Genomic DNA, 25,178 nt, shown 5'->3' with positions numbered 1-25,178 from the left:
GACGCCCCCTCAACAAATTATTGTTAGTGTAATGTTGGCTTGCGAACTTCCGGTGCGGTTGGCTGCTGGCGCGAGAAGGTTTCGTGGCACAGCAGCGCGGCGACGCGCACGTACTCAATAATCTCTTCTAACGACATTTCCAGCTCTTCCTGGTCTTCGTCTTCGTCGTAACCGAGTTGCGCAATATTGCGCAGATCGTCGATGGCCTCCCCGGCTTCGTCTTTGACTTTATCCAGTTTTGGTTGCGTGACGCCGAGGCCCAGCAGGAAGTGGTTAACCCAACCGGCCAGCGCATCCGCGCGTTCAAACACGCTCACGTCATCGCCTTCCGGCAGATAAAGCTGGAATAAGAAACCGTCATCTTCCAGAGAATCGCTGGTCTGCGAGTGCATGCTACGCAGAGACTCGGCCAGTTCGTGACCAAAGGCCAGGCCTTCGTTGGTCAGATCGTGCACCAGCGGCTGCCAGCTGCTGTCTTTGTTACCGCCGCACAGGATCCCGCTGATCAAACCGTGCATTTCGGCAGGGGTTAAGCCCACACCCTGTTGGTTCAGTAACTGGTCTACCGCGCGGTAGCCAGGCATTTCGTTCTGTATAGACATGCGCATTCGTCATCATTGGGAGGAATATTCATGGTATGCTACCACTTTGGACCCTGGTGAACCAGAATGGGGCTTGTACCTTCGCACCAGGGTAGCTATAGTGTCGCCCCTTCGCAGCCCGGCACGGGCGTGAAGGCCGCGCAGTCAATCAGCAGGAAGGTGGCATGTCTGCACAACCCGTCGATCTCCAAATTTTTGGCCGTTCACTTCGTGTGAATTGCCCGCCTGAACAAAGGGATGCTTTGAGTCAGGCAGCTGATGACCTGAATCAGCGGTTGCAAGATTTAAAAGAACGCACTAGAGTCACAAATACTGAGCAGCTGGTCTTCATCGCCGCGTTGAACATCAGCTATGAGTTGACTCAGGAAAAAGCGAAAACCCGCGATTACGCCTCCAGTATGGAACAGCGTATTCGGATGCTTCAGCAGACCATCGAACAAGCATTGCTTGAGCAAGGTCGCATAAGCGAAAGAACCGGGCCCAAGTTTGAATAACACTTTGCAATTAACTGTGTTAGAGTAAGTACCAGAACAAAATTTCTCTGAGATGTTTGCAAGCGGGCCAGTCCCCTGAGCCGATATTTCATACCACAAGAATGTGGCGCTCCACGGTTGGTGAGCATGCTCGGTCCGTCCGAGAAGCCTTAAAACTGTGACGACGCATTCACCTTGAACCAAGGGTTCAAGGGTTACAGCCTGCGGCGGCATCTCGGAGATTCCCTTCTTTTCTGTTCGTTCCCCTGGTTGCGTCATCTTCGGTTTTTATCACCTTGTGTATTACACTACGCCAACACGCATCCCTGGCCATTCGCGCATACTACGCTCGTGCCAACGCAGGTGGCTTAACATGACCCAACTTTCCGACACGCAAGCAACCCGACAGCAGATCCGTCAACACATTCGCCAGCGTCGCCGCGCGTTGACGCCCGAACAACAGGCCCAGTTTGCCCTGCAGGGCGCCGAGCGCATGATGTCCTACCCGCCCGTGGTTCTGGCGCAAAACGTCGCGCTGTTTTTATCTTTTGATGGCGAGCTCGATACCCGACCGCTGATCGACCTGCTGTGGCGCGCCGGCAAGCGAGTCTATCTTCCGGTACTCCACCCTTTTAGCCCGGGAAACCTGCTGTTTCTGCACTATCATCCGCACAGCGAACTGGTCAGAAACCGGCTAAAAATCGACGAGCCTAAACTTGATGTGCGCGATGTCCTGCCGCTGAGCCAGCTCGACGTGCTGATGGTTCCGCTGGTTGCCTTTGATACCGCCGGACAGCGGTTAGGAATGGGAGGCGGCTTCTACGACCGCACATTACAGAACTGGCAGGCGTATCATCTGCAACCCGTTGGCTACGCCCACGATTGCCAGCAGGTAGACGCACTGCCAACAGCGCACTGGGATATTCCGCTACCGGCGGTGATTACCCCCTCGACGCTGTGGCAGTGGCCGTAAACTATAGGTTGCCGGGCTTTTTCAGCTGACGGTCATGCCAGCCGTGCAGCAAGAAGACGGTTGTCAGCGCCCCCAGCAACGCACAGAACATATCTGACTGGGTGTCCCACGGGTCACCCTGGGTGCCGAGAAAATCATCCGCCCCCTGCCCCATCGCCAGCGCTGCCCACCATTCAATCAACTCATAGGTGGCGCTGATCGCCAGCGCGATACAACACACCAGGAACGACAGCATCTTGCGCCCGCGGACGTAGCCGCCACGGATCAGAATCTCCCGCGCCGCCAGCGCTGGCACCAGCCCCTGGAAAAAGTGGCCAAGCTTGTCGTACGGGTTGCGGCTCAAATTCAGCCACGCCTGCACATCAAAACCGATCGGCACTTTTGCATAGGTGTACATCCCCCCCACCATCAAAATAATGGCGTGAAAGAAGATAAGCGTATACAGGAGCGGCGTGAGAGGGTAACGCGATCGTGTCGCCAGCAGTAACGGCACGATGATAATCACCGGCGTGACTTCCATCAGCCAGGTCAGACTGTCGTGCGTGCCAAACCCCGTCCATGCCAGGATCAGCAGCAGGAGAAAGGCGCCCACATTCAACTGAGAAGTATGCATAAATTAAAGGGATCCCCGCAGGGATCCTTTTCAACGGTTAATCAGAACAGCAGACGCGCGCGGATGGTGCCCGGAATGGCCTTCATCGCCTGCAGCGCGTGTTGCGCCACATCTTCTTCCGCTTCAATGTCGATAACCACGTAGCCCATCTGCGGCGTGGTTTGCAGATACTGTGCCGCAATGTTGATGCTTTGAGCGGCAAAGATCTGGTTGATTGCGGTCAGCACGCCTGGACGGTTTTCGTGAATGTGCAGCAAACGACGGCCGCCGTGCAACGGCAAAGAAACCTCTGGGAAGTTGACCGCAGAGAGAGTTGAACCGTTGTCAGAATACTTCGCCAGCTTGCCCGCCACTTCCAGGCCGATGTTCTCCTGCGCTTCCTGCGTCGAGCCGCCAATGTGCGGTGTCAGGATCACGTTATCAAACTCGCACAGTGGGGAGGTGAACGGATCGCTGTTGGTTGCCGGTTCGGTCGGGAATACGTCAATTGCCGCGCCAGCCAGATGCTTACGTGAAAGCGCATCGCACAGTGCCGGGATATCTACCACGGTGCCGCGTGAGGCGTTAATCAGCAGCGCACCTGGTTTCATCAGCGCCAGTTCTTCCGCGCCCATCATATTTTTGGTGGAGGCATTTTCCGGCACATGCAGGCTCACTACATCGCTCATGTTCAGCAGGTCGGAGAGATGCTGTACCTGAGTAGCATTACCCAGCGGCAGTTTGCTTTCAATATCATAGAAATAGACGTGCATCCCCAGCGACTCAGCCAGAATACCCAACTGGGTACCGATATGGCCGTAACCAATAATCCCCAGCTTTTTACCACGCGCTTCGAAGCTGCCAACGGCCAGCTTGTTCCACACGCCGCGGTGGGCCTTGGCGTTAGCTTCCGGCACGCCACGCAGCATCAGCAGCAGTTCGCCAATGACCAGCTCGGCAACGGAACGGGTGTTGGAGAACGGCGCGTTGAATACCGGGATCCCGCGTTTTGCTGCCGCGTCCAGATCAACCTGGTTGGTGCCGATACAGAAGCAGCCGACCGCCACCAGTTTTTCCGCCGCGGCGAAGATCTCTTCAGTCAGATGAGTACGGGAACGCAGGCCGATGAAATGGGCATCACGGATCGACGCTTTCAGCTCTTCGCTGTCCAGCGCACCTTTGTGAAATTCGATATTGGTGTAGCCTGCTGCACGAAGGTTTTCCACCGCTTTTTGGTGTACTCCTTCAACCAGCAGAAACTTAATCTTGTCTTTTTCCAGTGATACCTTAGCCATTTCCCCGTCCTGTATTTGTCTTATCTGATGTCGTGCGGAACGAAAGTTCTTCCCAGCAACATATCAAAAAAAACTATCGCGGCAATATGAACGTTTGCGTAGGCGACCTGAAGAAATATCACTCAGAGGGAAATGACAGGACAAAACACCAGAAAGAGAACAAAAGGTAGATTGTTACTGAGGCCGGTTGCATAAATGTGACAGAAGTCACCAAATTCAGCCAGGAGAAAAAATATTTGCGAGGGAGCAGATTCACTCCCTCAATAATATTATTTTACGATGGTTTTCACGCCATCGGCGGTACCGATCAGTGCCACATCAGCCCCACGGTTGGCGAACAGCCCGACGGTAACGACGCCTGGAATACCGTTAATGGCATTTTCCAGGGCGATAGCGTCAAGTATCTCCAGGCCGAATACGTCCAGAATGACATTGCCGTTATCCGTGATCACACCCTGACGGTACTCCGGACGACCGCCCAGCTTCACCAGCTCACGCGCGACGGCGCTGCGCGCCATCGGAATCACTTCAACCGGCAGCGGGAAGGTCCCCAGAATATCCACCTGCTTGGAGGCGTCTGCAATACAGATAAATTTGTCTGCCACCGACGCGATAATCTTCTCGCGGGTTAACGCCGCGCCACCGCCCTTAATCATCTGCATATGGCCGTTAATCTCATCGGCGCCGTCGACGTAAATCCCCAGACGGTCCACGCTGTTGAGATCGAAAACCGGAATACCAAGGCTTTTCAGTTTTTCAGTAGAGGCATCAGAGCTGGATACCGCACCTTCAATCTGCCCTTTCATGGTGCCCAGCGCATCAATAAAATGTGCCGCCGTGGAGCCCGTACCGACACCCACGATGGTGCCCGGTTGTACATATTGCAATGCCGCCCAGCCTACTGCTTTTTTCAGTTCATCTTGCGTCATGATTATGGTCCGAGATGTGAATACCTGTGGCGCATTATAGAACACCACGGGGGGCATTGTCCCTGTGGCAGGCTCACACAACTGAGCAGACCATTTTTCGTCTTCATCAAAAACAAATTTATGTCATAGTGCAAGTTAACGAAAAGTTATGGGGGTACGCCTGAGCAATGAAACGACCGGACTACAGAACACTACAAGCGCTGGATGCGGTGATTAGAGAACGTGGGTTTGAGCGCGCCGCGCAGAAGCTATGCATTACACAGTCCGCCGTCTCTCAGCGTATAAAACAGCTGGAAAATATGTTCGGGCAGCCGCTGCTGGTCCGTACGGTCCCGCCGCGTCCCACCGAGCAGGGACAAAAACTGCTGGCCCTGCTGCGCCAGGTTGAGCTACTGGAAGAAGAGTGGCTGGGCGATGAGCAGACCGGTTCAACGCCGCTGCTGCTGTCGCTGGCCGTTAACGCCGACAGCCTGGCAACCTGGCTGCTGCCGGCGCTGTCGAGTGTCCTTTCCGATTCCCCTATTCGCCTCAACCTGCAGGTCGAGGATGAGACCCGCACCCAGGAGCGGCTACGTCGTGGCGAAGTGGTCGGCGCGGTGAGTATTCAGCCACAGGCTCTGCCAAGCTGCCTGGTGGATCAACTGGGCGCGCTGGACTACCTGTTTGTCGCGTCAAAACAGTTTGCGCAACGCTATTTCCCGAATGGCGTCACCCGCTCAGCGCTATTGAAAGCGCCGGTTGTCGCCTTCGATCATCTGGATGATATGCACCAGGCGTTCCTGCAGCAGAACTTCGATTTGCCGCCGGGCAGCGTCCCGTGCCATATCGTCAACTCGTCAGAAGCCTTTGTACAACTCGCCCGCCAGGGCACGACCTGCTGTATGATCCCGCATCTGCAGATTGAAAAAGAGCTTAACAGCGGCGAGCTGATCGATTTAACGCCGGGGCTGTTTCAGCGTCGAATGCTCTACTGGCACCGTTTTGCGCCGGAGAGCCGGATGATGCGTCGGGTGACCGATGCACTAATCGATTACGGCCACAAGGTATTGCGTCAGGACTAAACGGCGCGCATAAAAAAAGCCACTTCAGAGAAGTGGCTTTTTAATGTATGGCTTACTGTGCGGTTTCAGGCGTCTTCGCCGGAGCTGCTGGCGCTGCGGCCTGAGCCGGCTGCAGTTCAAACACCACATCAACCTGATCGTCAAACTGAATCGTCGCCTGCTCATAGGTTTCCTGGGCGGAGACCGGCGCCGCATCAGCAGCCTTCATCATGCGCACCATCGGGCTCGGCTGATAGTTCGAGACATGATAGCGAACGCTATAGATCGGCCCCAGCTTGCTATGGAAGCCTGATGCCAGCTCTTGCGCCTGATGCACAGCGTCATCAATCGCGGCTTTACGGGCTTTATCTTTGTAAGCATCCGGTTGCGCAACGCCTAAGGAGACGGAGCGAACTTCATTCAGACCCGCTTTCAGTGCGCCATCCAGCAGCCCATTCAGCTTATCCAGCTGACGCAACGTCACTTCAACGCTGCGCACTGCACGGTAGCCTTTCAGAATACTTTTGCCGTTCTGGTAGTCATAATCCGGCTGGGTGCGCAAATTCGCAGAGTTGATATCTTTTTTAGCGATGCCGTTCTTTTCCAGGAAAGAGAGATACTGCGCCACGCGATCGTCGGCCTGTTTTTTCGCCGAGGCCGCGTCTTTCGCTGCGACGTTAACTTCGATCGCCAGAGTGGCGATATCCGGAACCGCCGCCACGCTGGCGGTGCCTGAAGTGACAATGTGCGGTCCATTCGGCAATTCATTTGCCTGCACTGCCATTGCGCTGAATCCGATTGCTGCCGCCAGGGCCATGAGTTTTAACTTCACTGTCGTTTCTCCATCTTACACATGAGTCGCCCATCTACGGGCGCATGTCTGCAAGCTTAACGCGTACGCGACGAAAGTCCATCGGACAACACTTAGTTAACTAACGCCTGGAGATGCACCAGCCCTTCTTTTGCCAGTTGAAAGGCGATAAACCACATCACGACGCCGACCAGCACGTTGATGATTCGTTGCGCGCGTGCGGTACGTAAGCGTGGTGCCAGCCATGCCGCTAACAGCGCCAGGCTTAAGAACCAGATAAAGGAGGCGCTAATCGTCCCTAAGGCAAACCAGCGTTTCGGCTCTACGGCAAGCTGCCCGCCCAGGCTCCCCAGCACCACAAAGGTGTCGAGATAGACATGCGGGTTCAGCCACGTCACCGCCAGCATGGTGACAATAATTTTCCAGCGCCCCTGCTTCATCACTTCCGCGCTGGCCAGTTCCAGATTGTTGCTCATCGCCGTTTTCAATGCGCCGAAACCATACCACAACAGGAACGCCACGCCGCCCCAGGTCACCAGCGCCAGCAGCCACGGCGACTGCATCAGCAATGCACTGCCGCCAAAAATACCGGCACAAATCAGCAGCAGATCGCTGACCGCGCACAGCAGCGCGATCATCACATGATACTGCCGACGAATGCCCTGATTCATCACAAAGGCGTTTTGCGGGCCAAGCGGCAAAATCATAGCCGCCCCCAGGGCAAGCCCCTGAAAGTAATACGATAACATGGTGTTCTTTTCCGATAAGGTCGTTAATGCAGAGGAATATAACGCGTAAAAATCATTAGAGGAAATTGATAATTTTAATCATTAATAAATATAACTAATGATGATGCTATTAAAAAAGGGCTCATGAATAACATGAACCCTTTTTATACCAGCCTTTAGTTAGTCAAGCTAACCGATCACAAACGGTCAGGCCTGGCATATCAGCGGCGAATTACTCCGCTTTCTCCTGCTGACGCACCACATGAACATCCATTTGCGGGTACGGGAAGCTGATGCCGTTGGCGTCAAAATCACGCTTAATACGCTCCAGCACGTCCCAGTAAACACTTTGCAGGTCGCTGCTCTGACTCCAGACACGCACGATGTAGTTCACTGAGGATGCCCCCAGTTCATGCAGGCGCACGGTCATTTCGCGGTCCTTAAGGATACGATCTTCCGATTCGATGATATTGGTGAGCAGTTGCTTCACCTTATCAATGTCGGCATCGTAGGACACGCCGATGATGAATTCGTTACGACGCACCGGCTCGCGGGAAAAGTTAATGATATTGCCGGCGATAATTTTGCCGTTCGGGATCACCACAATTTTGCCGTCAACCGTGCGCATTGTGGTAGAGAAAATCTGCACGTTCAACACGGTACCGGCAATGCCACCGAGATCAACATACTCCCCCGCGCGGAACGGACGGAACATCACCAGCAGCACGCCTGCGGCGAGGTTAGACAAGGAACCTTGCAGCGCCAGACCCACGGCCAGACCAGCGGCACCGAGGACGGCGATCACCGACGCCGTCTGCACGCCAACGCGGCCCAGAGCGGCAATCAAGGTAAAAGCGATAACGGCATAGCGCACAAGCGCAGACAGAAAATCGGCAACGGTCGCATCAATCTTACGCGCCAGCATCAGGCGGTTAACCGTGTTCGATACCACTCGTGCCACGATCATCCCGACAATGATAATCGCGATGGCAGCGACGATATTGACGGCATAGCTCAGCAGCAGTTCCTGATTGCTCACCAGCCACGAGCTGGCGTTGTGTAGGCTATCGCCAACGTTCAAATCTTCCATTTAACATTCCTTATGAATACCCATAGGGGAAATAAATAACCAAACCTGCAGTCATCAGGTTAACTAAGGGTAAACAATAAGGGCATATTTTGCCAAGTTGATCACAATTTTCCGCGACCAATCACTGGGTTCAGACGTAAAAAAGCCCGCAATAGTGCGGGCTTTTGGGCAAGAAACAGAATGTTCTTACAGAACGTCGATCGCGTTCAGTTCTTTAAAGGCCTGCTCCAGACGAGTCACCATGGACGCCTGTGCAGCGCGCAGCCAGACGCGCGGATCGTAGTATTTCTTGTTCGGCTGGTCTTCGCCTTTCGGGTTGCCCAGCTGGCCCTGCAGGTAAGCTTCGTTGGTTTTGTAGTACTGCAGGATACCGTCCCAGGTTGCCCATTGGGTATCGGTATCGATGTTCATTTTGATAACGCCGTAGCTGACGGAATCTTTGATTTCCTGAGCAGAAGAACCGGAACCGCCGTGGAAGACGAAGTTCAGGCTGTTGTGCGGCAGGTTATGTTTCTTAGAAACATATTCCTGAGAATCGCGCAGGATAGTCGGGGTCAGAACTACGTTACCCGGCTTGTACACGCCGTGTACGTTACCGAAGGAAGCAGCGATGGTGAAACGCGGGCTGATTTTGCTCAGTTCAGTGTACGCGTAATCAACGTCTTCCGGCTGAGTGTACAGTGCAGAAGCGTCCATGTGGCTGTTGTCCACGCCGTCTTCTTCGCCACCGGTGCAACCCAGTTCGATTTCCAGAGTCATGTCCATTTTGGCCATGCGCGCCAGATATTTAGAGCAGATTTCGATGTTTTCGTGCAGAGTCTCTTCAGACAGGTCGATCATATGAGAAGAGAACAGCGGTTTGCCGGTAGCAGCGTAGTGTTTTTCACCCGCGTCCAGCAGGCCGTCGATCCACGGCAGCAGTTTCTTCGCACAGTGGTCGGTATGCAGAATAACCGGCACGCCGTAATGTTCAGCCATCTGGTGAACGTGATGTGCGCCAGAGATAGCACCCAGGATTGCAGCGCCCTGCGGAACGTCAGTTTTCACGCCTTTACCTGCGATGAACGCAGCGCCGCCGTTAGAGAACTGAACGATAACCGGAGATTTAGCTTTTGCAGCTGCTTCCAGAACGGCGTTGATGGAGTCAGTACCCACACAGTTAACCGCTGGCAGAGCAAAGTTATTTTCTTTAGCTACCTGGAACACTTTCTGAACGTCATCACCAGTGATCACGCCAGGTTTTACGAAATCAAAAATTTTAGACATGTTACGTAGTCCTGTATCTTCGGCCGTTTATGCTCGCCATCATTCGTGTGGCAGTCCTCAGGCTGACCTCGCGTTCCCCGGTGACGTCCGTCCCCGACGTGCGCGCTGTTGCCCGCTTCCGGCAACACTAACGATTTAGAGCAACAAATTGAATTTTATTTGTAAAACAGGCGGGAATGTCCCGCCTGATCAAACTTACTTCTTAGCGCGCTCTTCAAGCATCGCTACAGCTGGCAGTACTTTGCCTTCCACGAATTCGAGGAATGCGCCGCCGCCGGTGGAGATGTAGGAGATTTTGTCCGAAATACCGAACAGGTCAATCGCTGCCAGGGTGTCGCCGCCGCCTGCGATGGAGAAACCTTCGCTGTCAGCAATCGCGTTAGCCACGATTTCGGTACCTTTACGGAAGTTCGGGAATTCGAATACGCCAACCGGACCATTCCACAGAATAGTTTTAGCGTTTTTCAGGATATCAGCCAGTTTCTGTGCAGAAACGTCGCCCAGGTCCAGAATCTGCTCTTCATCTTTGATGTCGTTAACAGATTTCAGGGTTGCGGTGGCGGTTTCAGAGAACTCAGTTGCCACGCGAACGTCTGTCGGGACCGGGATATCACAGGTGGTCAGCAGGCGCTTAGCTTCATCAACCAGGTCTGCTTCATACAGGGATTTACCGACGTTGTGGCCCTGGGCTGCAACGAAGGTGTTAGCGATACCGCCGCCCACGATCAGCTGGTCAGCGATTTTGGACAGGGAGTCCAGCACGGTCAGTTTGGTAGAAACTTTAGAACCACCAACGATAGCAACCATCGGGCGAGCAGGTTCTTTCAGGGCTTTACCCAGCGCATCAAGCTCAGCAGCCAGCAGCGGGCCTGCACAAGCGACGTCGGCGAATTTACCGATACCGTGGGTAGACGCCTGCGCACGGTGTGCAGTACCGAATGCATCCATCACGAACACGTCACACAGTGCCGCGTATTTTTTGGACAGAGCTTCGTCGTCTTTCTTCTCGCCTTTGTTAAAGCGAACGTTTTCCAGAACCACCAGTTCACCCGCGGCAACTTCAACGCCATCCAGGTAATCTTTAACCAGACGTACCGGGTTAGACAGTTTGTCTTTCAGGTAATTAACAACCGGCAGCAGAGAGAATTCTTCGTTGTACTCGCCTTCGGTCGGACGACCCAGGTGAGAAGTGACCATCACTTTAGCACCCTGTTTCAGAGCCAGCTCAATGGTCGGCAGAGAAGCACGGATACGCGCGTCGCTGGTTACTTTCCCGTCTTTAACTGGTACGTTCAGATCGGCACGGATGAAAACGCGTTTACCAGCCAGATCCAGATCGGTCATCTTAATTACAGACATGGTGAATCCTCTCAATGATTCTTAAAGTTTTGCAGACGCCATACGCGCGATCGCGAACGATTTTGCGCAGGGATGTCTCACCTGAAACCAATAACGGCCATCGCTAACGTCGTGTCGAGCATCCGGTTAGCAAAGCCCCATTCATTATCGCACCAGACCAGTGTTTTGATCAGATGGGCACCACTTACCCGGGTTTGCGTGCCATCAACGATGGCGCTGTGCGGGTCGTGGTTAAAATCTATCGAGACCAACGGCAATTCCGTATAGTCAACTATACCATGAAATGCACCTTGTGCTGCTTTTTGCAACAACTGGTTGACTTCACTGGCTTTTACGGGATTTCTCACCGTGACGCTCAGGTCGATCGCCGTCACATTAATCGTCGGAACGCGGACGGCAATCGCCTCAAAACGGTCATTAAACTGCGGGAAAATTCGCGTAATCCCCGCGGACAATTTGGTATCAACCGGAATGATCGACTGGCTTGCCGCACGCGTACGCCGCAGGTCCGGATGATAAGCGTCGATCACCTGCTGATCGTGCATCGCGGAGTGAATTGTCGTGACCGTTCCTGACTCTATGCCGTAGGCATCATCTAACAGCTTTATGACCGGGATAATGCAGTTGGTGGTGCAGGAGGCGTTAGAGACAATACGGTGCTCGGCACGTAGCTCTTCATGGTTCACGCCAAATACCACGGTCGCGTCGAGATCGCTGGCACCGGGATGGGAAAAGAGCACTTTCTTTGCCCCAGCCTGAAGATGGGCTTCGCCATGTTCACGGCTGCCATACACGCCGGTACAATCCAGAACGATATCAACCGCCAGTTCCTGCCAGGGCAGCGCCGCAATCGAAGGTTCGTGCAGCAGGCGGATGGCATCATCGCCGACAAACAACTGCTCTCGCTCCTGGCGAACATCCCAGGCAAAGCGCCCATGGCTGGTGTCATATTTCAACAAATGCGCGATGCCTGCGGCGTCCGCCAGTTCGTTGATAGCCACCACGGTAATTTCCGCACGACGCCCGGATTCGTATAGCGCGCGAACCACGTTGCGTCCTATGCGACCGAAGCCATTAATCGCGATGCGTATGGTCATAGGTCTCCTGCAAGATTGTCCCTGATTTGAGATGGCTGACAGAGTAATCCAGCCGCGCCTTAAGGGAAACCTTACCCGTCGCAAACTGCGACTGATTGATTAATTGTCGAACATTTATACGACTGAAACGCTTCAGCTAGAATAAGCGAAACAAGGAATAAAAGGAATGGCTGTCCAGTGGAAGAAGTGAGTTATCTGACATTCGTCACATTTTTGTTGGAATAATATGCCATCGTCAGACAGCTTTTGGGAATAACGAAGATAAAAAAAAACCGGGAAAATTCCCGGTTTTTTCTGACGTTAGCCCCCGGATAACCGGGAAGCAGACGACTACAGCAGTGCTTTCGCTTTAGCGACCACGTTTTCCACGGTGAAGCCAAACTCTTCGAACAGCAGCTCTGCCGGCGCAGACTCACCGAAGGTGGTCATGCCAACGATAGCGCCGTTCAGGCCAACGTATTTGAACCAGTAGTCAGCAATGCCCGCTTCGATAGCCACGCGTGCAGAAACGGCTTTCGGCAGCACGGATTCACGGTAAGCCGCATCCTGCTTGTCGAATGCGTCGGTGGACGGCATGGAAACCACGCGCGCCTTCACGCCTTCGGCAGTCAGCTTGTCCCAGGCGGCCACTGCCAGCTCAACTTCAGAACCGGTCGCGATGAAGATAAGCTCAGGCTGACCTGCGCAATCTTTCAGCACGTAGCCACCGCGAGCGATGTCTTTCAGCTGCTGCTCGGTACGATCCTGCTGTGCCAGGTTCTGACGAGAGAGGATCAGTGCGGTCGGGCCGTCATGACGCTCAACGCCATATTTCCACGCCACCGCAGATTCAACCTGGTCACACGGACGCCAGGTGGACATGTTCGGTGTCACGCGCAGGGAAGCAACCTGCTCAACCGGCTGGTGAGTCGGGCCATCTTCGCCCAGACCGATAGAGTCGTGGGTGTAAACCATCACCTGACGCTGCTTCATCAGTGCCGCCATACGCACCGCGTTACGGGCATATTCGACGAACATCAGGAAGGTCGAGGTGTACGGCAGGAAACCGCCGTGCAGGGAGATACCGTTAGCGATCGCGGTCATACCGAACTCGCGCACGCCGTAATGGATGTAGTTACCGGCGGTATCTTCGTTAATCGCTTTCGAACCAGACCAGATAGTCAGGTTAGAGGGTGCCAGGTCAGCGGAACCGCCGAGGAATTCTGGCAACAGCGGGCCGAACGCTTCAATCGCATTCTGAGACGCTTTACGGCTGGCAATCTTGGACGGATTAGCCTGCAGTTTAGCGATAAATTCATTGGCTTTCGCATCGAAGTCAGACGGCATGTCACCTTTCATACGGCGGGTGAATTCAGCGGCTTCCTGCGGGAAGGCTTTCGCATACGCTGCGAACTTCTCGTTCCAGGAGGCTTCTTTAGCCTGGCCGGCTTCTTTCGCATCCCACTGCGCATAGATGTCAGACGGGATTTCAAAGGCCGGGTGATGCCAGCCCAGCGCGTCACGGGTCAGCGCAATTTCTGCGTCGCCCAGCGGTGCGCCGTGGGAGTCGTGAGTACCGGCTTTGTTCGGGGAACCGAAACCGATGATGGTTTTGCACATCAGCAGGGACGGTTTGTCAGTGACCGCACGCGCTTCTTCAACTGCGCGTTTGATGGCATCGGCATCGTGACCGTCTACGCCACGCACAACGTGCCAGCCGTAGGCTTCAAAGCGTTTTGCCGTATCGTCGGTGAACCAGCCTTCAACGTGACCGTCGATGGAGATACCGTTGTCGTCATAGAACGCCACCAGTTTACCCAGTTTCAGGGTACCGGCCAGGGAGCAAACCTCGTGAGAGATCCCTTCCATCATGCAGCCATCGCCCATAAAGGCGTAGGTGAAGTGGTCAACGATGTCGTGGCCCGGACGGTTGAACTGCGCCGCCAGCGTTTTTTCTGCGATAGCCATACCTACGGCGTTAGCAATACCCTGACCCAGCGGACCGGTGGTGGTTTCGACACCCGCGGTGTAGCCCACTTCCGGGTGACCCGGGGTTTTAGAGTGCAGCTGACGGAAGTTTTTCAGCTCTTCGATCGGCAGGTCGTAACCGGTGAGGTGCAACAGGCTGTAGATCAGCATGGAGCCATGGCCATTGGACAGCACGAAGCGGTCACGATCGGCCCAGGACGGATTCTGTGGGTTATGGTTCAGGAAATCACGCCACAGGACTTCGGCAATGTCAGCCATACCCATCGGGGCACCCGGGTGGCCGGATTTGGCTTTCTGTACAGCATCCATGCTCAGCGCACGAATAGCGTTAGCAAGCTCTTTACGTGAGGACATTTTGACTCCAGTTCGGACTGTTGAAGGTCATACCCTTAACGGCTTGACGAGAGCGCATTTTGGGCTATGCCAGAAAAAAGTGACAACAATGTAACCCAAGCGACAAAGCATGTACATGGAGCATCCTTTTGTGGTTTAAGAAATCTCCGGAACACGTTGTGCTGCCCCGGAATCCTCTCACCACTGTTGCGCAATAGTCTTTATAATTTGTGCAGGATGCGACTGGCTTATCGTCGTCATTTGCAGACAGATCATCGAACGATTGTGGAAGATAAAAATGAAAATTCGCTCAACTATTCTTGCCCTTGGGATTGCCGCAACCCTTAGCGGATGTCAGAACATGGACTCCAACGCCCTTCTCAACTCCGGCGCAGAAGCGTTTCAGGCTTATTCACTAAGCGATACACAGGTGAAAGCCTTAAGCGACCAGGCCTGTAAAGAGATGGATGCGAAAGCCACTATCTCTCCCGCCAGCAGTCAGTACAGCCAGCGTCTGAGTAAAATCGCCGCGGCGCTGGGCGACAACATCAACGGCCAGCCGGTGAATTACAAAGTCTATGAAACCAAAGATGTTAACGCCTTCGCGATGGCTAACGGTTGTATCCGCGTGTATAGCGGCCTGATGGATATCATGAACGATAACGAAGTCGAAGCCGTGATCGGCCATGAAATGGGCCACGTCGCCCTCGGCCACGTGAAGAAAGGTATGCAGGTCGCCCTCGGCACCAACGCCGTTCGCGCAGCCGCCGCATCCGCCGGCGGTATCGTCGGCAGCCTGTCACAATCTCAGCTCGGCGATCTCGGCGAAAAACTGGTGAACTCGCAGTTCTCCCAGCGTCAGGAGTCAGAAGCCGATGACTACTCCTACGATCTGCTGCGTAAACGTGGCATTAACCCGGCGGGGCTGGCCACCAGCTTCGAGAAGCTGGCCAAACTGGAGGCCGGTCGTCAAAGCTCAATGTTTGACGATCACCCGGCTTCCGAAGAACGAGCTCAGCATATCCGCGATCGTATGAAGGCGGACGGTATTAAATAAGCCCTGCCCCCCTCGCGGCGACAGCGCGAGGGGGACATAATTGAGTCGATGGCTTAGTCGATGGCTTAGTACAGCGACTTCTGCGGCGGCCCGGCAAAACGCAGCGCGCCAATACTGCCCATTCTGACCTCAACCACCGACGGCCCCGGCATCGCCAGCGCTTCGGTCATCACCGCGCGGAAATCTTCCGCCCGCTCAACGCTCCACGCCTGCAGACCGATGGCCTGCGCCAGCAGCGTGAAGTCCGGCGTATGCAGCTCGTTGTAATACTGGCGGCCGCCGAAATATTTATCCTGAATACCGCGCATCACCCCATAGCCGCCATCGTTCATGATGATCAAGGTCACGTTGGCTTTTTCCTGCGCCAGCGTCGCCAGCTCGCCCAGGTTCAGGCTCAGGCCACCGTCGCCCACCAGGCCGACAATCTTACGCTGCGGGTTGGAGATGGCGGTCCCGATAGCCATCGGCAGCCCCATCCCAATGGCTCCGGCCAGCGAATGCACGTTCATCATTGGACCATGGGCGCGGAACAGACGGCTGCCCCACAGGCTGCCGGAAACGGTAATGTCGCGAACCAGAATACCGTCGTCAGGCAACGCCTGCGCAATAGCATCGTTCAGCTGTGCATAGGCGCCGCACTGCTCGCGTAGCCCCTGCTCTGCCAGCACCAGTGCCGCTTTTATTTGCGCGTCCCACTGCGCACTGCCCCACTCACGCCCCCGCGCTTTTGCCGCCAGCGCGCTCAGCATCAGGCTGCAGTCGGCCGTCACGGTGTTATCCATCAGATAGTTACGGCTGGCCGCCGCCGGGTCGATATCAATCTGTACCCGCGGAGACGGCAGCTCCAGCGTCCAGGAGCGAGTTTCGTTGCTGCGCAAGCGCGAGCCCGCCACCAGGGTAAAATCGCATTGCGCCATCAGCGCCTCAACGGAAGGCGAGTTATGGAACGCGCGCAGACTGGCGCGATGGCTGTCCGGCAGGATGCCGCGCCCGTGGGTGCTGGAAATCACGGTGATCCCCGCATCCGCCAGCGTCTTTACCGCTTCACCGCTGGCGATGGCACCGCCGCCCAGCCACAGCAACGGCTGTTTAGCCTGCTTCAGCTGCGCCCACAGGGCATCTACCGTGGCCGGCTCAACGGACGCCACCGGCGCGGCACTCAGTGGTGCGGTCACTAGCGACAGCGGGATTTTCGCCCCCTGAATATCAATCGGGATCTCGACCGAAACCGGGCCGCACGGTGGTGTCTGCGCCTCCTGGATGGCCTTATGCAAAATCGCAATGGCCTGGTTGGCGTTACTGATACGATACGCGCGTTTAGAGCTGGCCTTCAGGAAGGTCAGCTGATCGCGGGTTTCGTGAATAAAACCGGTATCCGCATCCAGCCAGGTTTTCTCTACCTGGCCGGTCAGATGCAGCAGCGGCGTACAGGCGTTCATCGCCTCAACCAGCGCGCCAACCGCATTGCCCGCTCCGGCGCCGGTACTGGTCAGCGCGACCCCAAGGCCGGAGAAACGACCGTGGGCATCCGCCATGGTGACCGAGCCGGCTTCGCCGCGCGCCGGGACAAAGCGGATCTTGCCGCGCTGGCCAATCGCATCGGCCACCGGCAGGTTATGAATAGAGATGACGCCGTAAACAGCCTCAACGTTATACTGCTCCAGCGTTCTGGCGATGGCTTCGCCGACGGTTATCATTTCGCTCATTGCTCACCCTTCTCTCAATCGCACCAGTGATTCACGCTATTACCCGTCGCCAGATAAATGCTCTTTTGTTGCATCCAGGCTTTCAGCCCCTGAATGCCTTTTTCGCGGCCCAGGCCGCTCTCTTTAAAGCCCCCAAACGGGGTCGAAATGGAGAAAACTTTGTAGGTATTGATCCACACCGTCCCGGCATCCAGGCGATCGCTTAAGCGCAGAGCGCGCCCGCTGTCACGGGTCCAGATCCCTGCTGCCAGGCCATAGACTGAATCATTGGCCTCGCGGATCAGCTGCTCTTCATCGCTAAACGGCATTGCGATCAGCACCGGGCCGAAGATCTCTTCCTGGCAGACGCGCGCGCTGTTGTTCAGCCCTTCGACGATCGTCGGCTGGAAGTAGCTGCCCGCCGCCAGTGCCGGATCCGCCGGGATCTCGCCGCCGCACAGCACCTGGCCGCCTTCGCGTTTCGCCAGTTCGACATAGGCCAGCACGCTGTCGCGATGCTGTTGATTAATCAGCGGTCCGACGTGAGTATCTGCATTAAACGGATGGCCGATCCGCAGCCCGCGGGTCAGCTCCAGCAGGCGCGTCATCAGCTGCGGGTAGACTTTTTCATCAACAAACAGCCGTGAACCGGCGATGCAGGCCTGGCCGCCAGAGCTGAAAATGCCGTAACAGATGCCGCGCGCCGCCTGGTCAATATCGGCATCTTCCAGCACGATGGTGGGCGATTTCCCGCCCAGTTCCAGCGATGCCGGGATCAGTTTGTCTGCCGCCACGTGCGCCAGATGACGCCCGGTACGGGTACCGCCGGTAAACGAAATCTTGCGTACTCGCGGATGGCGGGCCAGCGCGTCGCCAATCACCGAGCCTTTCCCCGGCAGGACGCTCAGCAGCCCGGCGGGCAGGCCAGCCTGTTCGAAGATCCGCGCCAGCTCCAGCGCCATCAGCGGCGTGGCCTCCGCCGGCTTGAGGATCACCGCGTTACCGGCAGCAATAGCCGGGGCCACTTTTTGCATCTCGCTGGCGATCGGCGAGTTCCACGGCGTGATCGCCGCCACCACGCCCAGCGGCTCGTAGCGGCTCAGGGTCAGCAGATCGTTGTGCCGCGGCGTCGGCAGTTCCCCTTCCAGCAGTTCGCAGGCGGCGGCAAAATATCGGGCGCAGCCCGCCGCGCTCATCACCAGTCCCCGCGTTTCCGCCAGCGGTTTGCCGTTATCGCGACTTTGCATCTGCGCCAGCGCATCCACGCGTGATTCGATAAGATCCGCCACCTTATGCAGGATCTTTGCCCGCTGGTGCGCCAGCATGTTGCGCCAGGCCGGATCCTGCCAGGCGCGATCGGCACAGGCGATCGCCTCGTCGAGATCGTCGAGGCTGGCCGCATGCAGGCTGGCATTCACCGAACCGTCGGCCGGAAAGTAGCTGTGCATCAGATTGCCGGTACCGTGGCGCCAGTGGCCGCCGATAAAAATCGTTAAGTCATCCATCGCAGCCTCTCAGCGTTGCGCCAGTTCGCGGCAGGCGCGGACCGCGCTCAGTGCCGCCAGGGTGGACGTTTTGGGGTTATCGGCAAGTGGTAAACCGCTCAGTTCGAGGCGAAATTCGCCGAACAGCCCTTCAACATGTAGCGTATGGGTATTGCGTTGCGTAACCGGGTCAACCATCAGCTGCACGCGGGTGTCATCCATCCCGATGCCGCCCAGCGCCACGGTGGCCGCGACGTTGGCATTCGCCGGAAACAGGCGGGCCGCTTCACGGGCGCTGCCCTCGAAAAAAATGGTCGCTTCATTGACCGCATTCAGGTCAATCAGCATTTCGGCATAGCTGCCCCGCCAGCTGGCCGGGCTTTTGCGCGATTGATAGGTCACCCGCTCCAGACCGCCCTCTTTCGCCGCCGCCAGCCCGTCGATACCCGCCACCGCACCGGACAACAGGCTGAGGCGGCCGCCCGCCTGCTGCAAACGCTGCTCCAGAGCGCTATCAGCGAGAGCGCCGGTGGAAATCACCGCCAGGTGCCAGCCGCGTGCCAGAATCGCTTCGCCAAATTGCGCAACCGCCTGCTGGCTGGCGCACTCCAGCACCAGGTCCGGGGTTTCGGTACAGTCCTGCGGGTCATCGAGCACCGTCACCGCAGCGCCGAAGCGGGCGCGGATCGCCGCATGGTGCGGTTCACGGGCGACAATCCAGCCTAACGTCACTTCTGCGGGCAGACGGGCAATCACCGCCTGCGCCATCGCCCCGTAACCAATGAGCATGATTTTTTTCATGATGACTCCTTCATTACAGGTGGCGGCAAAAACCGCCGGAGACATCCAGCGCGGCACCGGTGGTAAACGACGCCAGCGGCGAGGCCAGGAACAACAGCGCCTGCGCGGGCTCCTGCGGCTTACCGAGACGCGCCATTGGGATCCCCCGTTGACGGGCGATATCTGCCGTCCACTCGGGCCAGCTCTGGCGCTTATCGGCGCGGTTTTCAAAACGCCGCTGCCACTGCCCGGACTCCACCATGCCCAGCAAAATCGAGTTCACACGGATCCCTTTTCCCACCAGGTCTTTTGAGAGCGTCAGAGTCATATTGAGCAGCGCTGCGCGAGCGGCGGAGGTGGCAATCATGTGCTCTTCCGGCTGCAGGGCCAGCAGCGAATTGACGCAGGTAATCGAGGCGATATCCGATTGCTCCAGCTGCGGCAGGAAGGCGTTCACCGGGTTAATGACGCCGAACAGTTTCAGCTCGGCTTCGTGCAGCCACGCCTCACGCGGGGTATCGGCAAAATGTGCCACATAGCCCTGCCCGGCGTTGTTGATCAACATATCCGTACCGCCGAAGCGGTTAGCCACCGCGGCAGCAAAGGCCTGGACCTCTTCTTCTTTCAGCACGTCGCAGCAGTAAGAAAACACCTCTGCGCCGGGATATTCGTTTTGCAGCGCCGCATGGGCGCTGGCGAGGCGGTCTGGATTGCGGCCGCAGAAGGCAACGTTAGCCCCTTCTCCCAGCAGCAGACGCAGCGTTTCAAAGCCGATCCCTGACGAGCCTCCGGTGACGACCGCAACACGTCCTTCAATTTGTGCATTCATCGCGCACCTCTTCCCCTACTCGTAAAAGCTGTTGATTAAAAAAGGTTTCATTATCGAGATAGCTGGCATGCCCCGCCTGCGGGATGGCGGTGTACGGCATGCCGTAGCGCAGCGCCAGCCCCTGAACCAGCTCGGGCTGAGTGATCGCGTCCTGTTCGCCGCACCACACTTCAAACCGGCCGCGATAGTCGCCAAGCCAGCGGTGAATATTGTCGTGCGCCAGCATCCACGCCGCCGCAAGGTAGCCCTCACTACGCAGCATGCGCATGCCGGCGGCTACGGTGGCGATATCGCTCGGCCTGGCGCCGGGGTGCAGCAGCTTCGCAGCCCGGGTGGCCGCCATGACCTCTGCACCCTGGGCGATGAGCTGCTGGCGGCTGTGCCAGACCTTTTCCCGTTGTTGCACCTCTGCCTGACCGTAGCCTTGCGCAGCATCGGCTAACACCAGATACCGCACGCGCTGCGGATACTTCGCCGCAAAGGCGCTGGCTACCAGCGCGCCGAGGGAGTGCCCCACCAGCACCGTCTGCGCAACGCCGGCGCGGTCCAGCAGCTGTGCCAGCGCGTCGGCATAATCGCCGGCATCGGCCCGCTCAACCGGCAGCATCGGGCTTTCGCCATAACCGGGCATATCCCAGGCCAGCACGCGGTAGCCGGACAGCGCCATCTGTTTATGCCAGGAGGCCGCGCCGGAACTGATGCCGTGCAACAACATCAATGGCGTGCCCTGCCCCTGTTCACGAAAACCCGTCATAGCGCCTCCTTAATTACGTTTCACTTTCGACAGCGGATGATCTTCCGGGTAGGTCGGGATATTCGGCTTCTTCGTCCCCAGCATCACGCACATCAGCGCCTCCTCTTCACCGTGGTTAAATAGCCCGCGGTAGATCCCCGCCGGGACGGAAATCAGGTCGCGCTCGCGCAGTACGGTTTCGGTATAGCTATCGCCATCCTGAATCATCAGCGTGATCTGCCCTTTGAGCATGAAGAACACCTCCTCCACGTCGTCGTGCAGGTGCAGCGGCCCTTCACATTTCGCTGGCAGCACCATGGTGGAGAAGGTGAAGTTCTCTGCCGCCACGGTATTGGTATCGTTGGCGACGCCGGTGGCGCCGGTGCCGATATAGCGCATCTGGGCACGGCGATATTTCGGGTCAAAATCGGCCTGGAACTTCAACGCGTTCCAGTCGTATTTCCGCCCCTCAAAGCGCGCGATACGCGACTCCACCCACTCTTCCATCGTCAGATGTTCAGGTTTGATACCCTGTTTTGCAGTTACGGTTGAATCAGTCATCGTTTTATCCTCAGTAACGTCTCAGCAGCGGCAGTAACAGGACGCAGCCCACCGCCGCCATCACCGCCAGAAAAATCAATCCGGAATCCATGCTGTGAGTGAAGGCGATGAGCGCCCCCATCACCGCCGGCGACAAGGCACCGGCAAAGTTTCCCAGCCCGTTGAAAATGCCCCCGGCGGTGGCGCTGACCCGTGGATGGGTCGCCTTAGCCAGCAGGGCGAAAATGTTGGGAGCGCCGGTGCCCCACATAAAGGTGCTAAAACTCATGGCCGCAATTACCGTCAGCGGGGCGTGGGAATGCAGCACCGCCGCCAGACCAACCGCCGCCCCGGCCAGCGAAATAAAGCAGGCGGCAGCACGTTTATCGAGACGATCGGAGAGCCAGGCGCCAATCACTTCGCCCAGCAGCATGGCGATAAACGGCATCGACGACAGCCAGCCTGCATGCTCCAGATGAATACCCTTGCCTTTAACCAGATAGCCTGGCAACCAGCCGTTAATGCCCCATAGATAGGCCAGGAAGGCGATGTTAAAGACGCAAATCATCCAGAAGTGCGGGCTAACGAACAGCTCGCGGCGAGCGGCGCGGCGGGCCTCCTGCGACACTTTCTCCGTGGTGGTTTTGCTCTCCAGCTGAACCCCGCGCAGACCAATACGCACAAAGATCAGCACCGGCAGCGTCAGCATCGCCATCACGAAGAAGGTGCTCTGCCAGCCAAAAGTGTTCAGCAGCCAAATAGAGAGCGGAAAACCAATCGCCGCCCCGATCGGCGTGCCGAGCAGCCACAGCATCGTAGCCCTCGCCTGTAGCCGCTGCGGGAAAGAGTGGCGGACAACGGCGAACGCCAGCGGGAATAACGGCCCTTCGGCGATCCCCAGCAGGATGCGCAGCGTGACCATGGTGGTGTAGTTATGCGTAAAGCCCATCATCACCATTAAGATGCACCACACCACCATCATGCCGGTCAGCAGACGCAGCGGCGCAATGCGGTCGCCCAGGCCGCTGAGCAGCACCGAGGAGAAGCCGTAGCTCAGCAAAAAGGCGCTCATCAGGATGCCGAGCCGCGTGGTGTCAAACTCCATCCCCATCGCCTGCTGGAAATGGCTATCGGAAAACAGCGCGGCGATGCTGATTTTGTCGAAGAATGCCAGCAGCACGCAGGCCAGCAGCGACAACGGAATTGCCCAGCGGACGGCTTTTTCAGGCGTGCAGACGCCCTCACCGCTTGCCTCAACCGGCGCGGCGTTTGTCTCTAATGTGGTCATCTCTCCCCCTTAAGGGTGCGCGTGTCTTATCGCAGCGACATCAGCGAAAAGGTCAGGTCATCGAGCGGTACGGCGGACAGATCCCGCCCCGCAGCCATCCAGCGTTTTGCCAACTTGACGGTGCGCGCGTCGTTAAACGCCACCAGTTGAGTCAGGCGACCGTTGGCATCAAGCGAGAAGAACAGCGGCCCTCGCGGTTCCCGGCGTACCACCGTCCGGCAGCCGGGCTGCGGGATACCGAGGATCTGAATATTGCAGGCGTATTGATCCGACCACAGCCACGGCGCGTCGTCGTAACCGGCCGCCTGCGGATCGATCATCGCTTTGGCGGTGGCCACCGCCTGATTCTGCGCGAAGGCCCACGACTGAATACATATGCCGTACTGGTGGTGCCGGGCGACGTCGCCGGCCGCGAAGATCGCCGGATCGGACGTTTGCCCCTGCGCGTTGACGACGATCCCGCGATCCACCGTCAGTCCCGCCTCCTGCGCCAGCTCGAGGTTAAGATCCACGCCGATTCCCACCACCACCGCATCAAAGATTTCACGTTGTCCGTCGCAGTGGATCACCGGAAGACCGCGGTCATCTTCCAGCTCCAGCGCCCCGCAGCCGCTTCGAATATCAACGCCCTGCTCGCGATGAAGGCGCTCAAGCTCCTGCGATACATCCGCGCTTACCGAGCGCATACACAGCAGCGGCTGCTGTTCAAACAAGGTCACCGCCACGCCGCTTTTCCGCGCCGATGCGGCAATCTCCAACCCTATCCAGCCGCCGCCGACAATCGCCAGCCGCGAGGTGGTGGCCAGACGTTGCTTCAGGCGCTGGGCATCCTGCCAGTGGCGCAAGGTATACACCTGCGGATGCTGCGCCCAGGCCTCACCCGGCAGACGCGCCCGGCCGCCGGTGGCGATCAGCAGCGTGTCGTAGCCCAGCGACTCCCCGTTGCTCAGACGCACCGTCTTGTCTTCACGGTCGATGGCGTCGGCGCGCAGCGGACGATACCAACTGAGGTTCAGCGCCTGCTGCGCCTCTTCACTGAACAGGCGCGGCAGCGACGCGTCGGCCTCCAGCAACGCCGCTTTTGACAGCGGCGGACGCTCGTAGAAATCCCACGCCTCTTCGGCCACCACGCAAATTTCGCCGGCAAAGCCTTCATCACGCAGGGTTTTTGCCGCCCAGCCGCCCGCCTGGCCGCCGCCGATAATCACGATCCGCGCGGTCATACCGCCTCCGGCTTTTTCTGCTGGCGGCGGGTATCGTGATCGATTCCCCCTTCAACCGCCCATTCGGTAAAGGAGACCAGCGAGTGTTCAAGCTCGCGCGGCTGCCACTTCTCCGTCAGGAAATCGTCGTTGGTGTAATACTCAAACGCCCCGCCGGTCGGGCTGTTGACGTACCAGAAATAGGCAGAAGAGACCGGGTGACGGCCTGGACCAATAAAGGTGCTCCACGCGTTTTTGTTCATCGCAATGCCGCCGCCGATCACTTCGTGAATATCACGCACGGTAAAGGCCACATGGTTCAGGCCACGCTTGCGGTTGGGAAGCTGTAATAAAAAGAGGTTGTGATGACCGCCGCGTGCGCCGCAGCGCAGGAATACCGCACGGTTGATATAGCGGTCTGAGACCTGGAACCCCAGCACGTCACGATAGAAGCTCTCAACCGCCGCCAGCTCTTCAACAAAGAACACCACATGGCCGACGTTGATCGGCTGTGCGCGATCGTAGACCGGGCTGGGGGTATCAATGCGGCGGATATCGCCCCACTGGTTGATCGCCTCAACGTTGAGCTCCACCGCGGTTTGTTGCGTGACCTGCACGCGCAGCGTCATGCCGTTCGGATCCTGGCACTCCAGGGCGCCGTCAACCTCACGAAACGCCGGCTGCTGCGCCAGCTTCGGTCGCAGTGCATCCAGCGCCGCCCGATCCGCCACCGCCCAGGTCATCCGGCGCAAGGTATTGCCCGCTTCAAAAGCCGCAGGCAGGTCCGGGCTATCGATCGGGTTGAGTTCTACCCGCGCGCCGCTCAGGGTGGTAAAACGCTGGCCGCTGGCATCGCCCTTCAGGCCAAAATCACGCATAAATTTGGCGCTGTGGGTCAGGTCATCAACGCCAAATTCCAGCTTTTCAATTCCGGTTACACTCATCGTTCGTTGCCTCTTTACCGTTCAGTCGCCCTGATTTGGGCGTAAAACATGCCCGACGCATTCAAGCGCCTGCCGTTAAA

The 25,178-nt window shown here is 57.2% G+C and carries 24 protein-coding genes and 1 other RNA gene; 5 read left to right on the top strand and 20 right to left on the bottom strand.

The window, feature by feature from the left end; translation table 11 throughout:
* Positions 1-23: 23 nt before the first annotated feature.
* Positions 24-602, bottom strand: coding sequence for a YecA family protein (locus ACMYSP_RS16535; RefSeq protein ID WP_434583143.1), 579 nt, complete (start codon positions 600-602; stop codon positions 24-26).
* A 164-nt stretch (positions 603-766) separates the two neighbouring features.
* Between ACMYSP_RS16535 and zapA the strand changes: the two genes are divergently transcribed.
* The 3 genes from zapA (at position 767) to ACMYSP_RS16520 (ending at position 2,048) form a co-directional block, all read left to right on the top strand.
* Positions 767-1,096 carry a cell division protein ZapA gene (gene zapA / locus ACMYSP_RS16530; RefSeq protein WP_041147162.1) on the top strand — a complete coding sequence of 110 codons (330 nt, stop codon included), beginning with the start codon at positions 767-769 and terminating at the stop codon, positions 1,094-1,096.
* Between the two features lie 41 nt (positions 1,097-1,137).
* Positions 1,138-1,321, top strand: a non-coding RNA gene (ssrS, locus tag ACMYSP_RS16525) — 6S RNA.
* Positions 1,322-1,448: 127 nt separating this feature from the next.
* A complete protein-coding gene (locus tag ACMYSP_RS16520) occupies positions 1,449-2,048 on the top strand; it encodes a 5-formyltetrahydrofolate cyclo-ligase (RefSeq protein ID WP_434583142.1) in 600 nt (199 codons plus the stop codon).
* Between the two features lies 1 nt (position 2,049).
* On the opposite strand, the gene ACMYSP_RS16515 is transcribed toward ACMYSP_RS16520, so the two are convergent.
* The 3 genes from ACMYSP_RS16515 to rpiA form a co-directional block, all read right to left on the bottom strand.
* Entirely contained in the window at positions 2,050-2,661 is a 612-nt protein-coding gene (locus ACMYSP_RS16515; protein WP_434583141.1) for a DUF2238 domain-containing protein, read from the bottom strand.
* Between the two features lie 41 nt (positions 2,662-2,702).
* Positions 2,703-3,935, bottom strand: a complete 1,233-nt coding sequence (gene serA, locus ACMYSP_RS16510) for a phosphoglycerate dehydrogenase (protein WP_123756542.1) — start codon at positions 3,933-3,935, stop codon at positions 2,703-2,705.
* Between the two features lie 269 nt (positions 3,936-4,204).
* Positions 4,205-4,864 carry a ribose-5-phosphate isomerase RpiA gene (rpiA, locus tag ACMYSP_RS16505; RefSeq protein ID WP_123756541.1) on the bottom strand — a complete coding sequence of 220 codons (660 nt, stop codon included), beginning with the start codon at positions 4,862-4,864 and terminating at the stop codon, positions 4,205-4,207.
* A gap of 167 nt (positions 4,865-5,031) precedes the next feature.
* Between rpiA and argP the strand changes: the two genes are divergently transcribed.
* Positions 5,032-5,925 (top strand): DNA-binding transcriptional regulator ArgP, encoded by an 894-nt coding sequence (gene argP, locus ACMYSP_RS16500; protein WP_434583140.1) that lies wholly within the window; start codon positions 5,032-5,034, stop codon positions 5,923-5,925.
* Between the two features lie 52 nt (positions 5,926-5,977).
* Here the strand turns inward: argP and ACMYSP_RS16495 are convergent, their stop codons facing one another.
* From ACMYSP_RS16495 to tkt, 7 genes are all read right to left on the bottom strand, one after another.
* Entirely contained in the window at positions 5,978-6,736 is a 759-nt protein-coding gene (locus ACMYSP_RS16495) for an oxidative stress defense protein (RefSeq protein ID WP_434583139.1), read from the bottom strand.
* Between the two features lie 92 nt (positions 6,737-6,828).
* The gene (gene argO / locus ACMYSP_RS16490; protein WP_434583138.1) at positions 6,829-7,464 is read right to left on the bottom strand and encodes an arginine exporter ArgO; all 636 of its coding nucleotides are present in this window, start codon (positions 7,462-7,464) and stop codon (positions 6,829-6,831) included.
* A 211-nt stretch (positions 7,465-7,675) separates the two neighbouring features.
* Entirely contained in the window at positions 7,676-8,533 is an 858-nt protein-coding gene (gene mscS, locus ACMYSP_RS16485; RefSeq protein ID WP_434583137.1) for a small-conductance mechanosensitive channel MscS, read from the bottom strand.
* Between the two features lie 186 nt (positions 8,534-8,719).
* Entirely contained in the window at positions 8,720-9,799 is a 1,080-nt protein-coding gene (gene fbaA, locus ACMYSP_RS16480; RefSeq protein WP_123756536.1) for a class II fructose-bisphosphate aldolase, read from the bottom strand.
* Positions 9,800-9,994: 195 nt separating this feature from the next.
* Complete coding sequence (gene pgk, locus ACMYSP_RS16475; protein WP_434583136.1) at positions 9,995-11,158, bottom strand: phosphoglycerate kinase; 1,164 nt, start codon at positions 11,156-11,158, stop codon at positions 9,995-9,997.
* A 77-nt stretch (positions 11,159-11,235) separates the two neighbouring features.
* Positions 11,236-12,255 carry an erythrose-4-phosphate dehydrogenase gene (gene epd / locus ACMYSP_RS16470; RefSeq protein WP_123756534.1) on the bottom strand — a complete coding sequence of 340 codons (1,020 nt, stop codon included), beginning with the start codon at positions 12,253-12,255 and terminating at the stop codon, positions 11,236-11,238.
* A gap of 330 nt (positions 12,256-12,585) precedes the next feature.
* Complete coding sequence (tkt, locus tag ACMYSP_RS16465; RefSeq protein ID WP_123756533.1) at positions 12,586-14,577, bottom strand: transketolase; 1,992 nt, start codon at positions 14,575-14,577, stop codon at positions 12,586-12,588.
* Positions 14,578-14,854: 277 nt separating this feature from the next.
* On the opposite strand from tkt, the gene ACMYSP_RS16460 reads away from it, so the two are divergent.
* Complete coding sequence (locus ACMYSP_RS16460; protein ID WP_434583134.1) at positions 14,855-15,613, top strand: M48 family metallopeptidase; 759 nt, start codon at positions 14,855-14,857, stop codon at positions 15,611-15,613.
* A gap of 65 nt (positions 15,614-15,678) precedes the next feature.
* Here ACMYSP_RS16460 and ACMYSP_RS16455 read toward each other — a convergent pair whose 3' ends face one another.
* Genes ACMYSP_RS16455 through ACMYSP_RS16415 form a run of 9 tightly spaced genes read right to left on the bottom strand, consistent with a single transcriptional unit; the run spans position 15,679 to position 25,098 of the window.
* Positions 15,679-17,319, bottom strand: coding sequence for a thiamine pyrophosphate-binding protein (locus ACMYSP_RS16455; protein WP_434583132.1), 1,641 nt, complete (start codon positions 17,317-17,319; stop codon positions 15,679-15,681).
* 14 nt (positions 17,320-17,333) lie between these two features.
* Positions 17,334-18,803 (bottom strand): aldehyde dehydrogenase, encoded by a 1,470-nt coding sequence (locus tag ACMYSP_RS16450; protein WP_434583131.1) that lies wholly within the window; start codon positions 18,801-18,803, stop codon positions 17,334-17,336.
* Between the two features lie 9 nt (positions 18,804-18,812).
* Complete coding sequence (locus ACMYSP_RS16445; protein WP_434583130.1) at positions 18,813-19,583, bottom strand: aspartate dehydrogenase; 771 nt, start codon at positions 19,581-19,583, stop codon at positions 18,813-18,815.
* Positions 19,584-19,596: 13 nt separating this feature from the next.
* Complete coding sequence (locus ACMYSP_RS16440; protein ID WP_434583129.1) at positions 19,597-20,391, bottom strand: SDR family oxidoreductase; 795 nt, start codon at positions 20,389-20,391, stop codon at positions 19,597-19,599.
* Entirely contained in the window at positions 20,375-21,145 is a 771-nt protein-coding gene (locus tag ACMYSP_RS16435; RefSeq protein WP_434583128.1) for an alpha/beta fold hydrolase, read from the bottom strand. Before ACMYSP_RS16435 ends, ACMYSP_RS16440 begins: the two co-directional genes overlap by 17 nt.
* A gap of 9 nt (positions 21,146-21,154) precedes the next feature.
* Positions 21,155-21,685 (bottom strand): cupin domain-containing protein, encoded by a 531-nt coding sequence (locus ACMYSP_RS16430; protein WP_123756526.1) that lies wholly within the window; start codon positions 21,683-21,685, stop codon positions 21,155-21,157.
* 10 nt (positions 21,686-21,695) lie between these two features.
* On the bottom strand, positions 21,696-22,952 hold the full coding sequence (locus tag ACMYSP_RS16425) for an MFS transporter (protein ID WP_434583126.1): 1,257 nt from the start codon (positions 22,950-22,952) through the stop codon (positions 21,696-21,698).
* 26 nt (positions 22,953-22,978) lie between these two features.
* Entirely contained in the window at positions 22,979-24,175 is a 1,197-nt protein-coding gene (locus ACMYSP_RS16420) for an NAD(P)/FAD-dependent oxidoreductase (RefSeq protein WP_434583125.1), read from the bottom strand.
* Positions 24,172-25,098 (bottom strand): VOC family protein, encoded by a 927-nt coding sequence (locus ACMYSP_RS16415; protein WP_174510430.1) that lies wholly within the window; start codon positions 25,096-25,098, stop codon positions 24,172-24,174. The genes ACMYSP_RS16420 and ACMYSP_RS16415 overlap by 4 nt, the downstream gene beginning before the upstream one ends.
* Positions 25,099-25,178: the final 80 nt, after the last annotated feature.

It is taken from the genome of Klebsiella sp. R390 (genome assembly GCF_051131745.1).
Classification (GTDB): Bacteria; Pseudomonadota; Gammaproteobacteria; order Enterobacterales; family Enterobacteriaceae; genus Klebsiella.
This window is presented reverse-complemented; position numbering and strand designations above follow the sequence as displayed.

Bases quoted from the DNA above. Each gene is read 5' to 3' on its own strand.
- ACMYSP_RS16440 (WP_434583129.1), bottom strand. From the start codon at position 20,391: ATGAATGCACAAATTGAAGGACGTGTTGCGGTCGTCACCGGAGGCTCG.
- ACMYSP_RS16450 (WP_434583131.1), bottom strand. From the start codon at position 18,803: ATGGATGACTTAACGATTTTTATCGGCGGCCACTGGCGCCACGGTACC.
- ACMYSP_RS16460 (WP_434583134.1), top strand. From the start codon at position 14,855: ATGAAAATTCGCTCAACTATTCTTGCCCTTGGGATTGCCGCAACCCTT.
- ACMYSP_RS16535 (WP_434583143.1), bottom strand. From the start codon at position 602: ATGTCTATACAGAACGAAATGCCTGGCTACCGCGCGGTAGACCAGTTA.
- ACMYSP_RS16445 (WP_434583130.1), bottom strand. From the start codon at position 19,583: ATGAAAAAAATCATGCTCATTGGTTACGGGGCGATGGCGCAGGCGGTG.
- mscS (WP_434583137.1), bottom strand. From the start codon at position 8,533: ATGGAAGATTTGAACGTTGGCGATAGCCTACACAACGCCAGCTCGTGG.
- ACMYSP_RS16520 (WP_434583142.1), top strand. From the start codon at position 1,449: ATGACCCAACTTTCCGACACGCAAGCAACCCGACAGCAGATCCGTCAA.
- rpiA (WP_123756541.1), bottom strand. From the start codon at position 4,864: ATGACGCAAGATGAACTGAAAAAAGCAGTAGGCTGGGCGGCATTGCAA.
- pgk (WP_434583136.1), bottom strand. From the start codon at position 11,158: ATGTCTGTAATTAAGATGACCGATCTGGATCTGGCTGGTAAACGCGTT.
- epd (WP_123756534.1), bottom strand. From the start codon at position 12,255: ATGACCATACGCATCGCGATTAATGGCTTCGGTCGCATAGGACGCAAC.
- tkt (WP_123756533.1), bottom strand. From the start codon at position 14,577: ATGTCCTCACGTAAAGAGCTTGCTAACGCTATTCGTGCGCTGAGCATG.
- ACMYSP_RS16425 (WP_434583126.1), bottom strand. From the start codon at position 22,952: ATGACCACATTAGAGACAAACGCCGCGCCGGTTGAGGCAAGCGGTGAG.
- argP (WP_434583140.1), top strand. From the start codon at position 5,032: ATGAAACGACCGGACTACAGAACACTACAAGCGCTGGATGCGGTGATT.
- ACMYSP_RS16435 (WP_434583128.1), bottom strand. From the start codon at position 21,145: ATGACGGGTTTTCGTGAACAGGGGCAGGGCACGCCATTGATGTTGTTG.
- serA (WP_123756542.1), bottom strand. From the start codon at position 3,935: ATGGCTAAGGTATCACTGGAAAAAGACAAGATTAAGTTTCTGCTGGTT.
- ACMYSP_RS16415 (WP_174510430.1), bottom strand. From the start codon at position 25,098: ATGAGTGTAACCGGAATTGAAAAGCTGGAATTTGGCGTTGATGACCTG.
- ACMYSP_RS16455 (WP_434583132.1), bottom strand. From the start codon at position 17,319: ATGAGCGAAATGATAACCGTCGGCGAAGCCATCGCCAGAACGCTGGAG.
- ACMYSP_RS16515 (WP_434583141.1), bottom strand. From the start codon at position 2,661: ATGCATACTTCTCAGTTGAATGTGGGCGCCTTTCTCCTGCTGCTGATC.
- ACMYSP_RS16420 (WP_434583125.1), bottom strand. From the start codon at position 24,175: ATGACCGCGCGGATCGTGATTATCGGCGGCGGCCAGGCGGGCGGCTGG.
- ACMYSP_RS16430 (WP_123756526.1), bottom strand. From the start codon at position 21,685: ATGACTGATTCAACCGTAACTGCAAAACAGGGTATCAAACCTGAACAT.
- argO (WP_434583138.1), bottom strand. From the start codon at position 7,464: ATGTTATCGTATTACTTTCAGGGGCTTGCCCTGGGGGCGGCTATGATT.
- zapA (WP_041147162.1), top strand. From the start codon at position 767: ATGTCTGCACAACCCGTCGATCTCCAAATTTTTGGCCGTTCACTTCGT.
- fbaA (WP_123756536.1), bottom strand. From the start codon at position 9,799: ATGTCTAAAATTTTTGATTTCGTAAAACCTGGCGTGATCACTGGTGAT.